This is a genomic window from Mesorhizobium sp. M0778 (assembly GCF_040320105.1).
Lineage (GTDB): Bacteria > Pseudomonadota > Alphaproteobacteria > Rhizobiales > Rhizobiaceae > Mesorhizobium.
The window spans coordinates 86,465-100,978 of sequence record NZ_JAMYPA010000010.1 but is presented as its reverse complement, the minus strand read 5'-3'; the positions used below and the strand labels follow the sequence as shown (position 1 = coordinate 100,978).

Genomic DNA, 14,514 nt, shown 5'->3' with positions numbered 1-14,514 from the left:
GGAATTGAAGCCGTATCGACTGTGCGGTTTGGTCAATGCACCGTGAACGAAACGAACTCAAAACGCCAACCTTGGGTTGGCTTGGCTCCTGGTTTCCACCGCGTGGTCAGGCAACTTGTCGCCGGTGGAGCCTTGCTGCGCGATACCAGGTAATGGAGAACCGCTCGTGACCGATGGATGCCGTCGATGCGTGTCCGGCGTTGCGGTGAATCTTGGGGGAGCAGACAAATCATGACAGGAATTCGCGATCTCGTGGCCATAAGGGCGATGGATGCTGCAGATCCGCTGCGCGCGATGCGCAACCGCTTTGTGCTGCCGCAAGGAGTGATCTATCTCGACGGCAATTCGCTAGGGGCCGCTTCGCGTGCAGCTTTCGATGAATTGAGCAAGGCAGCGACCGAAGAATGGGCGCATGATCTCATCCGCGCCTGGAACACGGCTGGCTGGTTCAACATGCCGCTCGAACTCGGCGACCAGCTCGGGCGCCTGATCGGTGCCGCGGCCGGCCAGACGGTGGTCTGCGACACGACATCGGTCAACATCTACAAGCTGCTGCACGCCGCCATGGCCATGCGGCCGGAGCGGCAGGTCATCGTCGCCGAGGGCGACAGTTTTCCGACAGACCTCTACATGGCTGAGGGTGTGGTTTCGACGCGAAAAGATACGCTGCTGCGCCTCTCGGGGGTCGACGCGCCGAGCATCGAAGAGCTGATCGACGAACGCACCGCCGTGGTGCTGGTCAACCACATCAACTACAAGTCGGGCGAACTGCGCGACATGCCGGCGCTGACGCGCAGGGCCCAGGAAGCCGGGGCGATGATCGTCTGGGATCTCTGCCACACCGCCGGTGCGATGCCAGTCGAGCTCGACACGGCAAACGCCGATTTTGCCGTTGGCTGCACCTACAAATATCTGAATGGCGGACCGGGCGCGCCTGCCTTCATCTATGCGGCTGAGCGGCATCTTGCCGACATCCAGCAGCCGCTCACCGGATGGTGGGGCCATGCACGGCCCTTCGCCTTCGAGCCAGGCTATGCGGCCGGCACCGGCATCCGCCGGTTTCTGTGCGGCACCCAGCCGGTCCTGTCGATGCGCACGCTGAAGGGCGCGCTCGACATCTGGAACGATGTCGACATGACGGCGGTGCGCAAGAAGAGCATCGCGCTGGCTGATCTGTTCATCGAGCTCGTCGAGGCAAAGTGCGGCACTTACGGGCTAACGCTCGAAAGCACGCGCGACGGGGAAAAACGCGGCAGCCAGATTTCATTCATGCACGAGCATGGCTACCAGATCATGCGCGCGCTGATCGAACGTGGCGTGATCGGCGATTTTCGCGCGCCATCGACCATGTGCTTCGGCTTCACCCCGCTCTATGTCGGCTATGCCGATGTCTGGCAGGCCGTCGAAGTGCTTGAGGACATCCTGCGCACCGGTGCGTGGAAGGATGCGCGCTTCGCCATCAAGGCGGCTGTCACTTGAGATTGATGCGAGAGCTGGAATCGTGAGGCTGGCGACGACGCGCCGCGCGATGCTCACGCTCGTTGCAAGGCCATATTGCCAGGGGAGGGCGCAGGGTGTTCGAACGTCACATTGCCGATTGGGACAACGCCTATGCCAACGGCGCCAACATAGCCGGCAGCGATCGCTGGCCGGCGGCCTGGGTCGAGCCCGCGCGGGTTTTTCGCGACGTGCTTTCGACCGAGGGCCGGGCGCGGCTCGACATGGCCTATGGCCATGGCCCACGCAACCGGCTCGATCTTTTCCTGCCGGCCACCAAGCCCAAGGGGCTCGTGGTGTTCGTCCATGGCGGCTACTGGATGGCATTCGACAAGAGTTTCTGGTCGCATCTTGCCGCTGGCGCTGTTGATCGCGGCTATGCCGTGGCGACGCCGTCCTACACGCTCTGTCCGCAGATGCGCATTGGCGGCATCGTCCAGGAAGTCGGCGCGGCGATCGGCAAGGCGGCGGGGATGGTCGCAGGGCCGCTGATGCTGACCGGACACTCGGCCGGTGGCCATCTTGTTAGCCGGATGGTTACGACGACGACGCCGCTGGCGCCCGAAATTGTCCGGCGCATTCGCCATGTCGTATCGATCTCGGGTGTGCACGATTTGCGCCCGATCATGCGCACCGGCATGAACGAGACGCTGGCGATCGATGAGGCCGAGGCGCAGGCCGAAAGCCCGGTGCTGCTGCGCCCGATGGACAAGGCCCGCCTGACCTGCTGGGCCGGCGGCGGCGAGCGCGCCGAATTCCTGCGCCAGAGCGCGTTGCTGGCCAACATCTGGATCGGCCTGGGTGCCGCGACCAGTTCGGTGGTCGAGCCTGACCGGCATCATTTCAACATCATCGACGGTTTGGCCGATCCAGACCATCCGCTGACCCGGACCTTGATCTCGGAGTGAGGCAGGTTCAGCGTAGCATCAGCACGTCGCAAGCGGCGCCCGCCGCCGCGGCGGGCGTGAACGGCGCACGGACGATCAGCCCGTTGGCATCGGCCAGCATTTTCAGCATCGAGGAATCCTGGATGCTGAACGGCGTCGCCACGAGCGTGCCGGCGTCAGCGCTGACAACAGCCCGCACATAATCCTGCCTGAGATCGTTGGCCGGCATGGCAGCGCCGAGCCGTGCCTCACGCATATCCTGCTGAAAGGCGCGGCCGCCGAGCCGCGCCAGCAGCGGCTTCAGGAAGAGCTGGGTGCAGACCAGGCTCGCCACCGGATTGCCGGGCAAGCCGATGCAGCGAATGTCGCCCAGCCGCCCGAACATCAGCGGCTTGCCCGGCCGCATGGCGATCTTCCAGAAATCGAGAGTCATGCCTTGCCCGGTCAGCACGTCATGGACGAAATCGTGGTCACCGACCGAGGCACCGCCCAGCGTGACGATGACGTTCGCGCCAGCCTTCACGGCCTTTTCCACCAGCGCAGCGATCGCCTCCCTGCGGTCCGGCGCGATGCCAAGGTCGAGCACTCGCGCACCGACCGACTGTGCGGCGGCGGCGACACCATAGGCGTTGGAGGAGATGATCTGGTCGGGGCCAAGCTCGCTGCCCGGCGGCAGCAATTCGTCGCCGGTGGCGATGATGGCGACCAACGGCCTTTTGACCACGCCGACCTCGGGGTGGTTGGCCGATGCCGCCAGCGACAAGGCCGCCGGGTCGAGCAGGCGGCCTTTGTGCAGCAGGACGTCGCCTTTGGCGAAATCGAGCCCGAGGCGGCGGATGTTTCGCCCCTGCACCGTCGGCTCCGTCACTTCGACGACACCGCGGCCGAGATCGCGGACGTTCTCCTGGATGACGATGGTGTCGGCGCCTTCGGGAAGCGGCGCGCCGGTGAAGATACGGACGGCCTGCCCCTGCTGCACCGTCCCGGCAAAGCCGCTTCCGGCCGGCGCCATGCCGACCACCGAAAGCTTTGCTGGTAAGGACGCGATATCAGCCGCCCGCACGGCATAGCCGTCCATGGCGGAGGCGTTGAACGGCGGCTGGGTGCGGAGCGCCACAACCGGCTCCGCCAGCACGCGGTCGGCGGCATCCAGCAGCGCGACGCGTTCGCCCTGCAGTGCAGCTGCGCCGTCCAACAGGCGCTCGAGCGCCTCAGCAACTGGGACCAGCGCCATCAGCGGCCTGCCTCGGTGACCCCATCTTCGGTGATCTTGTAGTCGCCGGATTTGCCGCCGGTCTTTTCAACCAGCCTGATGCCGGAGATGACCATGGCGCGGTCGACCGCCTTGGCCATGTCGTAGATGGTCAGGCAAGCGACCGAGACGGCGCTCAGGGCCTCCATCTCAACGCCGGTTTTGCCGGTGACGCGGGTCAATGCTGTGACCTTCAGGCCGGGCAAAGCTGCGTCCGGCTCGATATCGACAGATATCCTGGTCAGCAGCAGTGGATGGCAGAGCGGGATCAGTTCATGCGTCTTCTTGGCCGCCATGATGCCGGCGATACGCGCGGTACCGAGCACGTCGCCCTTCTTGGCATCGCCGGCGAGGATCATGTCCAGCGTCTCGGGCCGCATCGACACGAAGCCCTCCGCGACTGCCGTGCGCACCGTCTCAGCCTTGTCGCCGACATCGACCATGTTGGCTTCGCCGCGCGCGCCAAGATGGGTGAGGGCGGCCGCCATCCTCAGATCGCCTCTGCCGGCGCCTTGCCCGTCAAAAGCAGGCGCGTTGCAGCGGCCACGTCCTGTTGACGCATCAGGCTCTCACCGACCAGAAAAGTGGCGATGCCGCTCCGCTCCAGCCGGCGGCAATCGTCATGCGAAAAGATACCGCTCTCGCTGACCAGAAGGCGGTCGGCGGGCACCATCGCGACCAGCCGTTCCGAGGTCTCGAGGCTGGTTTCGAAGGTCCGGAGATTGCGGTTGTTGATACCGATCAGCCGCGACGACAGCTGCAGCGCGCGTTCCATCTCAGCCTCGTCATGCACTTCGACCAGCGCGTCCATGCCGAGCCCGAAAGCTGTCGCTTCGAGTTCTCTTGCCAACGCGTCGTCGACGCTGGCCATGATGATCAGTATGGCATCGGCGCCCCATGCCCTGGCCTCGTAGACCTGATAGGGATCGAACAGGAAATCCTTGCGCAAGGCAGGCAACTCGACGGCAGCGCGCGCATCGCTGAGGAACGCGGGCGCCCCCTGGAAAGAGGGTGCGTCGGTCAGCACCGAAAGACAGGCGGCACCGCCTTCCGCATAGGCCCTGGCCAGCGCCGCCGGATCGAAATCGGCGCGGATCAGGCCTTTGGATGGGCTAGCCTTCTTGATTTCGGCAATCAGCGCGAACCTGCCGGATTGGCGCTTTGCTTCAAGGGCGGAAAGAAAGCCGCGCGGCGCTTCGGCGTCCGTTGCCCGTGCCTTGATCTCGGCAAACGGCACTTGCGCCTTGGCCGCCGCGATCTCGTCGCGCTTGTAAGCCTCGATCTTGCGCAGGATGTCGGACATAGTTCTAACCGTTCGAAATCTCGACCAGCCTGTCGAGCACTTTCAGCGCGCGGCCGCTGTCGATGGCCTGCGCCGCCGTCACCATGCCGTCGGTAAGTGTCGTCGCCTTGCCGGCCACCACCAGCCCGGCGCCGGCATTCATCAGCACCGTGTCGCGAAAGGCGCCGGCGGCGCCGCCCAGCATGTCGCGCAGAGCCTGGGCATTGTGGGCGGCGTCGCCGCCGCGCAACTCGTCCTTGGTGTGACGCTTCAGCCCGACCGCTTCCGGGGTCAGCACAAAGCTGCGGATCTCGCCGCCGGCCAATTCGGCGACCTGCGTCTCGCCGGTGGTGGTGATCTCGTCATAACCGTCGCCATGGACGACCCAGGCATGGTCGGCACCAAGCTCCTTCAACGTTTCTGCCACCGGCATGATCCATTCGGGCAGGAACACGCCGACCATCTGCCGTCTGACACTGGCCGGATTGGAAAGCGGACCCAGCAGGTTGAAGATGGTGCGGGTGCCGAGCTCGACCCGGGTCGGGCCGACATGCTTCATCGCCGGGTGGTGCGCCGGCGCGAACATGAAGCCAACTCCGGCCTCGTGGATGCAGCGGCCGATCGTCTCCGGAGGGATGTCGATCTTGACGCCCAACGCGATCAGAACATCGGCGGCGCCGGTCAGCGAGGACAGTCCGCGATTGCCGTGCTTGGCGACGGGCACGCCGCTGCCGGCGATGACGAAGGCGGATGCGGTCGAAATGTTGACGCTGTGCGAATTGTCGCCGCCGGTGCCGACAATGTCGATGGCGCCCTCGGGGGCTTCGACGCGCAGCATCTTGGCGCGCATGGTGGCGACGGCGCCGGCGATCTCGCTGACGGTCTCACCGCGCACCCGCAATGCCATCAGGAAGCCGCCGATCTGGCCGGGGGTGGCGTCACCGGACATGATGATGTCGAAGGCCTCGCGCGCCTCCTCGAAGGAAAGAGCGCTACCGGCGGCGACCTTGGCGATGTGGATCTTCAGCGCGCTCATCTGGCCAGGGCTTGGGTTACGGCCGTCTGATCGATGCGGACGTCATATTGCGTCTGCAACTGCGCCACCAACTGGTCGAGCAGGTCGTCGGACATACCGGAGGTGAAGGATTTTTGCGCGTCCTGGGGTACTGAGTTGGCGTCGGCCCCGGCGGGCTCGAATACCTCGGCAACCTTGAACAGGATCTGTCCGTCGCCCGTGGGCGAGGGGATTAGCCCGGTGCCGCCTTCGCCGACGCCGAACATCGCGGCGGCCCCTTCCTTGCCGAAATCGACGTCGTCAGCATCGCGCTTGACACCGCGCTTGGTCCGCTTTTCGAGCTTGAGCTCACCGGCGATCACCTCGAGCGTGGCGCCGGCCTTGAGACGCTTCTCGAGCTCTTGTGCCTTTGCGGTAAGCCGTTTGGTGGTCTCCGCCGCGGTCCAGTCGGCCACGACCTTCTGGCGGACTTCGTCCAGCGTGCGGTCGCGGGCCGGCGTGATCGCGCTTACGTCGTAGAAGACGAACCCGTTATCGGCGGTGGTGAGGCCTTCATTGTCGGTTCCGGGTTCGGATTCGAACACCGCCTTGATGAGCGCCGGCGATTCCGGCAGGTCTTTGACGATGCTTTCATCCGGCCTTCGGCCGGTGCGGTCGATGGCGTCGATGGTAACGACCTTCAGCTTCAATTTGGCAGCTGCCTCAGCGAGCGAACTGCCGGAGGCGCGAGTATCCTCGTAATTGTCGTGCACGTCCAGCAAGATGCGACTTGCCTCGCCCAGTGCCAGATCCTTGCGGATCTGCTCGGACACTTCGGCCAGCGGCTTCACCACTTCGGGCTTGATCTCGGTGACGCGCAGCAGAACGGGGCCAAAGGCGCCCTGTACGACCGGGCTGACTTCATTGGCGTTGAGCTTGAAGGCAGCATCGGCAACCGCCTTGTCGGCGATCTTGTCCTTGGCCAGCGTGCCGAGCAGGGTGTCGGCCGGCGTCTTGCCTTCGGCGGCGACGATCTTGTCGAAGGTCGCGCCGGTCCTGAGCGAATCGAGCGCCGCCTTGGCAGCATCAGGCGTCTTGAACACAAGCTGCTCGATGGTGCGCATCTCGGGCGTGGTGTAGCGCGCCTTGTTCTTGTTGTAGTCGTCGCTGACCTGTTGATCGGTCACTGCGCTCAAATCCATGATGTCTTCCGGTTCGAGCCTGACATAGGAGAACTTACGGTATTCGGGCGCGGCGTAGGTTTTCTTGTTCTCCCCGAAATAGGCCGAAAGCACGCTGTCGGACGGCGCTTCTATCGGTTCGACCAGCGATTTCGGCAAGGTCAGGTAGTCGATTGTGCGATCTTCGCCGCGATAGAGCGCGACCGCCTTGAAGAATGTATCCGGGGCTTTGAGGCCATCCGAAACCGCCTCGACGATCTGCTGGCGGACCGCCACCTGGGCGCGGTTTTTCAGATAGTCCTCCGGCCGCATGCCGATCTGCCGGAGCAGGTACTCGAAGGTTCGCCTGTCGAAGGTTCCGCCAGGCCCTTTGAACGCCGGGTCTTCGCGGGTCAGTTCGGCCAGCCGGTCCTTGGACAGGCCAAGGCCGAGCTTGCGGGCCTGCTCGTCGAGGACGGCGCCCGAGACGAGTTGCGCCAGCACCTGGTTGTCGATGCCGAGCGCCGTCGCCTGCTCACGGCTGATGCGCTGGCCGAATTGCTGCGACATTACGCTGAGCTGGCGATCGTAGGCGAGGCGGTATTCGTTGATCGAGACCTTGGTGCCTCCGGCCGTAATCACGGCGTCATGGCCGGCAAGACCGCCCATCAGCCGCCCCGAGATGCCCCAGACGGCGAAGCTCAACACCAACAATGACAGCAGCAGTTTCGCGACCCAGGTCCCCGCCGCGCTTCTCAACATACCAAGCATGAGTACTTCCGATTTTTGCGCATTTCGCATGCGCCGAGTCTGAAACAAGCGCAATAGCGCCCTTCCTGCTCACTGTCGATTGCTTTGTGGCCTGATTTTGATAGTGAGAGCCAGCTGGAAATTGCCCGGAGAAACAAATCCCATGACGCCTGGAATCCGCCCGCTCGTCGCCGGCAACTGGAAAATGAACGGGACCAGCGCCTCGCTCAACGAGCTCAGGATGATCGGCAACGGCTTCATGAGCGGGCTCGACGCCGAGACCGAAGCCGTGGTCTGCGTGCCGGCGACCTTGCTTGCGCACGCCGCCGAGATTCTGTCGCGCACGCCGGTCCGGGCCGGTGGTGAGGATTGCCACACCGAGGAAAGCGGCGCCTATACCGGCTGTATTTCGGCGGAGATGCTGAAGGATGCAGGCGCCAGCCATGTCATCGTCGGCCATTCCGAATGCCGTGCTGATCGCAAGGAGAACGATGCCATAGTGCAGGCCAAGGCCTCCGCCGCATGGCGCGCCGGGCTGGTGGCTATCATCTGCATTGGTGAGACAAGAGCCGAACGCGAAGCAGGAGCCACGCTTGACGTGCTGTCGCGCCAGGTTGCGGGCTCGGTACCGCCAAACGCCACGGCGTCCAACAGCGTCATTGCCTATGAGCCGGTATGGGCGATCGGCACCGGCTTGACCCCGACCGCCGCCGACGTCGCCGAGGCGCATGCGCATATCCGTGAAGAACTGGCGCGGAAGCTTGGCAATACGGCGGCCAAGATGCGCATTCTCTACGGCGGCTCGGTCAAGCCGTCCAACGCCGTCGAGTTGCTCGGCGTCAGGAATGTCGACGGCGCGCTGGTCGGCGGCGCCAGCCTGAAGGCAGCGGACTTCCTCGGCATCGCGGAAGCCTATCGAAACATCGCTTGATACCGGGACTGCTTGCCGGATTTGAGCGGACGGCCGGCGCCAGAATCGTTGCAAAGGACGCATTGCTTCCCATATTCCGGCCACGGGCTTGGAAATGCCGTCAAAGCATTGTATTGAGCCGCCTCCAAATCAGCGGCCGCGCAAGGCCTTGCCAGGATAAATTATGGAAACCGTACTGATCGTCGTCCACCTCATGGTCGTGCTCGCGCTTGTCGGCGTGGTGCTGCTGCAGCGCTCCGAAGGCGGCGGTCTCGGCATCGGCGGCGGATCGGGCTTCATGACCGCGCGTGGCGCCGCCAATGCGCTGACGCGGGCGACAGCGATCCTGGCCGCGGCTTTCTTCGTCACTTCGCTGACACTGTCGATCGTCGCGCGCTATGGCGAGAAGCCGATCGACATTCTCGATCGCGTCCCGGCGAGCTCGGACGGAGCAGGCAAGGGCGTACTCAACCAATTGCCCGGCACCACGACGCCGCCTTCAGGCAACACGGCGCCGACCCCGCCGTCCGGCAATGGCGCGGCAACGACGCCTCCGGCAACAGCCCCGGCGACGCCGCCAGCGACAAACGGCGCCACCGCGCCGGCCACGCCGCAGGTCCCCAACCAGTAATCGGGCATCTGATGCCGCGATCTGTTGTCGTTTGAACACAGTCGCGGCAAATGCCGCACAATCACGAAGATTCGACCGCGCCCTACGCTTGAGGCGCTTCCGGCTAATCGATTATACATTGCGCGCGGCATTTTCGGCGTCCTTGGGGGGCGCCGGGCGACGCCGTGGGCAACAAGCATTGAACGATCGGATCTTCCCCATGCAGCTTCGCAGCTTCATTTTTGCCGGCCTTTGTGCCGTGCTCAGCCTAGGTGCGCCCGCTTACGCGGCTATGCCGACGGCAAATTCGGCTCATAAAGCCGCGACAACAACTGACGTCGTCAACGTCGCTGCCAAAAGCGATGCGGCGCAATTGAAGCTTCTCAAGAAGAAGAAAGATCCGACGCCGGACGACCTTGCGCAGATCCGCAAGATCGAAGCCAAGATCGCAGCCGACAAGGAAGCCGCTCGCGCCAAGGCACTCGAAGCCAGGAAGCTGGCGATGCGCGAGGCGGCGAAAGCCAAGGCCGATGCGGAACGGCAGGCATTCCTTGCCAAGGAGAGCCAGCCGGTCGCGGCGGTCAAGGTGGCTGATGCCAAGCCGGCCAAGAAGAAGACCGTCAACATCATCGAACCGATCGCACCCATCGCGCCGATCCAGTCGGCCGAGCCGATCCCGGCCGAGGCCATGAACGTTGCGCTGACCGGCAACAATGGCGAATTGCGCAGCGAACCGGTCGGGCAGAAGCCGCAGAGCGTCGGGCTGTTCGCGGGACTGTTCGGCGGCACATCCTCTTCATCGATGTCGCTGCTTCCTGAGACGCGCGCGCTCGACGCCGCGCTCGAAAGGAAGCAGGCCAAGCGCCAGTTCAAGGTCAAGCCGGAATTCGTGCCGCAGGAGGTCGAATTCACCGGCTACAACCCCGGCACCATCGTCATCGATACCAGCGCCCGCCGTCTCTACCTCGTCGAATCATCGTCAACCGCCCGCCGTTATGCCATTGCGGTCGGCCGCGAAGGCCTGCAGTTCAAGGGGACGGTTGCCGTCGGCGACAAGCAGGAATGGCCGCGCTGGATTCCGACGCTGGATATGCAAAAGCGCGAACCCAAGCATTATGGGCAGTACAAGGACGGTATGCCCGGCGGCGGCGACAATCCGCTCGGTGCGCGCGCCATCTATCTCTACGATGGCAAGAAGGATACCCATCTGCGCATCCACGGTACCATTGCACCGCAGTCGATCGGAACCAGCGCCTCCAATGGCTGCTTCCGCATGATCAACGAGCACGTCATGGACCTCTACCGCCGGGTGAAAGTAGGCACCAAGGTAGTCATCATCTGACGCTTTACAGATCGTGCCAAAAGGGCCGGCCTCGCCGGCCCTTTTGTTTTGATACGTCCATGACCAGAGCGCCTTCTTGGGAAAAAGCCTTCGCGGCGGTTTTTTCTCTGGCGGAATCAATTCGGCCGCGTTAAGCGATGACTCCCATGGCGCGATATGTATTCATCACAGGCGGCGTGGTTTCCTCACTTGGAAAAGGCATTGCTGCAGCGGCCCTTGGGGCTCTCTTGCAGGCGCGAGGCTATCGCGCACGCATCAAAAAGCTCGATCCCTATCTCAATGTCGATCCCGGCACGATGTCGCCCTACCAGCACGGCGAAGTCTTCGTGACCGATGATGGGGCCGAGACCGATCTCGATCTTGGCCACTATGAACGCTTCACCGGCCGCTCGGCCAACCAGCAGGACAACATCACCACCGGCCGCATCTACAAGAACATCATCGAGCGTGAGCGGCGCGGCGACTATCTCGGCGCCACCGTGCAGGTCATTCCGCACGTCACCGACGAGATCAAGAACTTCGTCCTCAACGGCAATGACGACTACGATTTCGTTCTGTGCGAGATCGGTGGCACCGTCGGCGACATCGAGGCGATGCCGTTCCTGGAGGCGATCCGCCAGCTCGGTAACGACCTGCCGCGCAACAACGCCGTCTACGTCCACCTGACCTTGATGCCTTACATTCCGACGGCGGGCGAACTGAAGACCAAGCCGACACAGCATTCGGTCAAGGAGTTGCGCGGCATCGGCATTGCGCCTGATATCCTGCTGGTCCGCGCCGACCGGCCGATCCCCAAGGAAGAGCGCAGAAAACTGTCGCTGTTCTGCAACGTGCGAGAAAGCGCCGTCATCCAGGCGCTCGACGTGCCGCATATCTACGACGTGCCGATGGCCTATCACAATGAAGGGCTGGATTCGGAAGTGCTGGCCGCCTTCGGCATCGATCCGGCGCCGAAGCCGCGCATGGAACGATGGCAAGCGGTGTCCAACCGCATCCACAATCCGGAAGGCGAGGTGACTATCGCCGTCGTCGGCAAATATACCGGCCTCAAGGATGCCTACAAATCGCTGATCGAGGCGCTGTCGCATGGCGGCCTCGCCAACCGGGTCAAGGTCAAGCTCGACTGGATCGAAAGCGAGATATTCGAGAAGGAAGACCCGGCGCCGTGGCTGGAAAAGGTCCATGGCATTCTCGTCCCCGGCGGTTTTGGCGAGCGCGGCTCGGAGGGCAAGATCCTGGCGGCGAAGTTCGCGCGCGAGCGCAAGGTGCCGTATTTCGGCATCTGCTTCGGCATGCAGATGGCCTGCATCGAGGCGGCTCGTTCGCTGGCCGGCGTCGAGCACGCATCATCGACCGAGTTCGGTCCAACCGAGGAGCCGGTCGTCGGCTTGATGACCGAATGGCTGAAGGGCAACATGCTGGAAAAGCGCAGGGAAACCGGCGACCTCGGCGGCACCATGCGGCTCGGTGCCTACCAGGCCGACCTCGCCAAGGGATCGAAGATCGCCGAGATCTATGGCGATACGCAGATTTCCGAACGCCATCGCCATCGCTATGAGGTCAATGTCGACTACAAGGAGCGGCTCGAGGATTGCGGCCTGGTGTTTGCCGGCATGTCGCCGGATGGCGTGCTGCCGGAAACGGTCGAATATCCCGACCATCCCTGGTTCATCGGCGTGCAGTATCATCCCGAGTTGAAAAGCCGGCCGCTCGATCCGCACCCGCTGTTTGCCAGCTTCATCGAGGCGGCGGTAGAGCAGTCGCGGCTGGTCTAGATTAGCCGCCGATGCGAACTTACGTCGCGCTGCTCTACAGCATCATCCTGGGCGAGGGGCGGCGGGTCGTCATGTCCGATCTCAAGGCGATGGCCGAAGGCCTGGGCCTGAACAACCCGCGCACACTGGTGGCGACCGGCAATCTGGTCTTCGAGGCGCAGGAGACAGAACTCGCGGCGTTGGAGCAGCGGCTGGAGGCGGCGTTCGCAAAGACTTTTGGCCGCCATGTCGACATCATCGTGCGCCGCGCCGACGGCTGGCTGAGGCTGGCGGCCGGCAATCCGTTCCCAGCCGAATCGGCTAAAGCCGCGGACCAGGTGGCGGTGCGCGTGATGCGGGCGCCTGTTTCCCCCGATGCGGTCTCTGCGCTGCAGGCCTATATCGGCAGGAATGAAAAGCTGCAGGCGGTCGGCGGCGACATCTGGATCGTCTTTTCGCGCGAGACGCCGAGTTCGCGGCTGCTTGCGGCGGTGAGCCACAAACGCCTCGGCATCGGCACGTCGCGCAACTGGAACACCGTGCGCCGCCTGGCCGAGATGGTCGCAGAATGAACGGGGCGGCTTGCGCCGCCCCGAATCCGTTTAGGCCTTGGCCATCTTGGCCCAGGCGCCGAGTGCCATCGTACGCAGCACGTAATAGATGACGCCGGCAATTGCCACGCCGAAAAACCAGCCATAGACGCCCCACCAGGACGGCAGCAGGCCGGTGAAGTTGGGCAGGATCGACGAGAAGACCGCGCCAATACCGGCGGCGATGAAGGCATTGACATGCCAGCCGCCCTGGAAGCGGAATTCGCCATTCTCCCTGTAGAGCGCCTCGACATCGACCTCGCCCTTCCGGATCAGGTAGTAGTCGACCATCATCACGCCGAAGATCGGCCCCATCGTCGCGCCAATGATGTTGACGAAGGAGGCGGCACTGCCTTCCCAGGGCGCGAAGGGATAGAGCACTAGCGCGATCAGCGCCGCGATGTAGCCGCCCTTCTTGAAGTCGATCTGACGTGGAAAGACGTTGGAGAAGTCGAAGGCCGGCGACACGAAGTTTGCCACCACATTGATGCCAAGCGTCGCTACGGCAAAGGTCAGGGCCGCGAGCGCCGCCAGGAACCAGCTGTCGAATTTCGCCGAGATCTGGTCAGGATGCAGCAGCACCTCGCCATAGACGTCGAAGGCGGCGATTGTGGTGACGCCGGCGACCAGCGAGAACAGGATGAGATTGACCGGCAGGCCCCAGATGTTGCCCTTGCGCAGCGATGCCTTGTCCGGCGCATAACGGGCGAAATCGCAGAAGTTGAGGTAGAGCGCTGAGAAATAGGTCACCCAGATCGCCGCCACAGCAAACAGCGAGGTCCAGGAGCCCGGCGTGCCCGGCACGCCCGCGTCCTTGGTCTTTTCCAGCAGCACATCCATCGGGATGTCGCTGGTGAAGGCGAAGGTGCCTGCCTTGATGCAAAGATAGATCGCCAGGATCAGCATCATCACCCACACCGCCGGTCCGGCCCAATCCTGGAAGCGGCGCACCGTTTCCATGCCCCTCTGGATGATCAGGAGCTGCAGCGCCCAGATGACGGCGAAGCAGATCACCTCGAGCCCGGAGTGGCCGAGGAAATGTGTGCTCTGGTTGAAGTCGGCGAACCATTGCGAGCGGATCAGCAGGGCTACGATCGCGCCGGAGGCCGCCGCCGTCTGCGCGCCGTACCAGAAGCAGGCGACGATGGCACGCACCAGCGCCGGTATGTTGGCGCCCCAGATGCCGAAGGAGGCGCGCGCCAGGACCGGGTAGGGCACCCCGGTCTTCACGCCGGCATAGCCGACCATGTTCATCAACGCATAGATGATCAGCGAACCGATACCGATGGCGATGATGAAGTTGACGAAGCCGCCGCAGAACAGGAACAGGCTGGCAGCGAGATAGTAGCCCCACAGGCTGTGGACGTCCGACGTCCAGACGTTGAAGATCGAGAACGGTCCCCAGTTTCGAACCTTCGCCGGAGCGAGATCCTCATTGTACAGGTCCGGTGATGCGCCTTGTATGGTCATAGAGATGTCCTCCCCT

At 63.7% G+C, this 14,514-nt stretch carries 13 protein-coding genes; 7 read left to right on the top strand and 6 right to left on the bottom strand.

What is annotated here, in order from left to right:
- Positions 1–231: 231 nt before the first annotated feature.
- Positions 232–1,479: a kynureninase gene (gene kynU / locus NKI22_RS16370; RefSeq protein ID WP_352816216.1), complete on the top strand. Its 1,248-nt coding sequence runs from the start codon at positions 232–234 to the stop codon at positions 1,477–1,479.
- 95 nt (positions 1,480–1,574) lie between these two features.
- Positions 1,575–2,405, top strand: coding sequence for a hormone-sensitive lipase (locus NKI22_RS16365; RefSeq protein ID WP_352816214.1), 831 nt, complete (start codon positions 1,575–1,577; stop codon positions 2,403–2,405).
- 7 nt (positions 2,406–2,412) lie between these two features.
- Here NKI22_RS16365 and NKI22_RS16360 read toward each other — a convergent pair whose 3' ends face one another.
- Genes NKI22_RS16360 through NKI22_RS16340 form a run of 5 tightly spaced genes read right to left on the bottom strand, consistent with a single transcriptional unit; the run spans position 2,413 to position 7,843 of the window.
- Positions 2,413–3,618, bottom strand: coding sequence for a molybdopterin molybdotransferase MoeA (locus NKI22_RS16360; RefSeq protein ID WP_352816213.1), 1,206 nt, complete (start codon positions 3,616–3,618; stop codon positions 2,413–2,415).
- The gene (moaC, locus tag NKI22_RS16355) at positions 3,618–4,124 is read right to left on the bottom strand and encodes a cyclic pyranopterin monophosphate synthase MoaC (RefSeq protein ID WP_023717712.1); all 507 of its coding nucleotides are present in this window, start codon (positions 4,122–4,124) and stop codon (positions 3,618–3,620) included. The genes NKI22_RS16360 and moaC overlap by 1 nt, the downstream gene beginning before the upstream one ends.
- 2 nt (positions 4,125–4,126) lie before the next feature.
- A complete protein-coding gene (trpC, locus tag NKI22_RS16350) occupies positions 4,127–4,939 on the bottom strand; it encodes an indole-3-glycerol phosphate synthase TrpC (protein WP_352816211.1) in 813 nt (270 codons plus the stop codon).
- Positions 4,940–4,943: 4 nt separating this feature from the next.
- Positions 4,944–5,954: an anthranilate phosphoribosyltransferase gene (gene trpD / locus NKI22_RS16345; protein WP_352816209.1), complete on the bottom strand. Its 1,011-nt coding sequence runs from the start codon at positions 5,952–5,954 to the stop codon at positions 4,944–4,946.
- Positions 5,951–7,843: a SurA N-terminal domain-containing protein gene (locus NKI22_RS16340; protein ID WP_352816207.1), complete on the bottom strand. Its 1,893-nt coding sequence runs from the start codon at positions 7,841–7,843 to the stop codon at positions 5,951–5,953. Before NKI22_RS16340 ends, trpD begins: the two co-directional genes overlap by 4 nt.
- Before the next feature lie 142 nt (positions 7,844–7,985).
- Between NKI22_RS16340 and tpiA the strand changes: the two genes are divergently transcribed.
- From tpiA to NKI22_RS16315, 5 genes are all read left to right on the top strand, one after another.
- Entirely contained in the window at positions 7,986–8,753 is a 768-nt protein-coding gene (gene tpiA, locus NKI22_RS16335; RefSeq protein ID WP_023717708.1) for a triose-phosphate isomerase, read from the top strand.
- Positions 8,754–8,916: 163 nt separating this feature from the next.
- Positions 8,917–9,363: a preprotein translocase subunit SecG gene (gene secG / locus NKI22_RS16330; RefSeq protein WP_023717707.1), complete on the top strand. Its 447-nt coding sequence runs from the start codon at positions 8,917–8,919 to the stop codon at positions 9,361–9,363.
- A gap of 199 nt (positions 9,364–9,562) precedes the next feature.
- The gene (locus NKI22_RS16325) at positions 9,563–10,684 is read left to right on the top strand and encodes a L,D-transpeptidase (protein WP_023717706.1); all 1,122 of its coding nucleotides are present in this window, start codon (positions 9,563–9,565) and stop codon (positions 10,682–10,684) included.
- A 146-nt stretch (positions 10,685–10,830) separates the two neighbouring features.
- Positions 10,831–12,459 (top strand): CTP synthase, encoded by a 1,629-nt coding sequence (pyrG, locus tag NKI22_RS16320; RefSeq protein WP_352448839.1) that lies wholly within the window; start codon positions 10,831–10,833, stop codon positions 12,457–12,459.
- Between the two features lie 11 nt (positions 12,460–12,470).
- Positions 12,471–13,010 carry a DUF1697 domain-containing protein gene (locus NKI22_RS16315; RefSeq protein ID WP_023717705.1) on the top strand — a complete coding sequence of 180 codons (540 nt, stop codon included), beginning with the start codon at positions 12,471–12,473 and terminating at the stop codon, positions 13,008–13,010.
- A gap of 30 nt (positions 13,011–13,040) precedes the next feature.
- On the opposite strand, the gene NKI22_RS16310 is transcribed toward NKI22_RS16315, so the two are convergent.
- Complete coding sequence (locus tag NKI22_RS16310) at positions 13,041–14,498, bottom strand: NCS1 family nucleobase:cation symporter-1 (RefSeq protein ID WP_352482653.1); 1,458 nt, start codon at positions 14,496–14,498, stop codon at positions 13,041–13,043.
- Positions 14,499–14,514 lie beyond the last annotated feature (16 nt).

Bases quoted from the DNA above. Each gene is read 5' to 3' on its own strand.
- NKI22_RS16325 (WP_023717706.1), top strand. From the start codon at position 9,563: ATGCAGCTTCGCAGCTTCATTTTTGCCGGCCTTTGTGCCGTGCTCAGC.
- NKI22_RS16315 (WP_023717705.1), top strand. From the start codon at position 12,471: ATGCGAACTTACGTCGCGCTGCTCTACAGCATCATCCTGGGCGAGGGG.
- NKI22_RS16360 (WP_352816213.1), bottom strand. From the start codon at position 3,618: ATGGCGCTGGTCCCAGTTGCTGAGGCGCTCGAGCGCCTGTTGGACGGC.
- tpiA (WP_023717708.1), top strand. From the start codon at position 7,986: ATGACGCCTGGAATCCGCCCGCTCGTCGCCGGCAACTGGAAAATGAAC.
- trpD (WP_352816209.1), bottom strand. From the start codon at position 5,954: ATGAGCGCGCTGAAGATCCACATCGCCAAGGTCGCCGCCGGTAGCGCT.
- secG (WP_023717707.1), top strand. From the start codon at position 8,917: ATGGAAACCGTACTGATCGTCGTCCACCTCATGGTCGTGCTCGCGCTT.
- trpC (WP_352816211.1), bottom strand. From the start codon at position 4,939: ATGTCCGACATCCTGCGCAAGATCGAGGCTTACAAGCGCGACGAGATC.
- moaC (WP_023717712.1), bottom strand. From the start codon at position 4,124: ATGGCGGCCGCCCTCACCCATCTTGGCGCGCGCGGCGAAGCCAACATG.
- NKI22_RS16310 (WP_352482653.1), bottom strand. From the start codon at position 14,498: ATGACCATACAAGGCGCATCACCGGACCTGTACAATGAGGATCTCGCT.
- kynU (WP_352816216.1), top strand. From the start codon at position 232: ATGACAGGAATTCGCGATCTCGTGGCCATAAGGGCGATGGATGCTGCA.
- NKI22_RS16340 (WP_352816207.1), bottom strand. From the start codon at position 7,843: ATGCTTGGTATGTTGAGAAGCGCGGCGGGGACCTGGGTCGCGAAACTG.
- pyrG (WP_352448839.1), top strand. From the start codon at position 10,831: ATGGCGCGATATGTATTCATCACAGGCGGCGTGGTTTCCTCACTTGGA.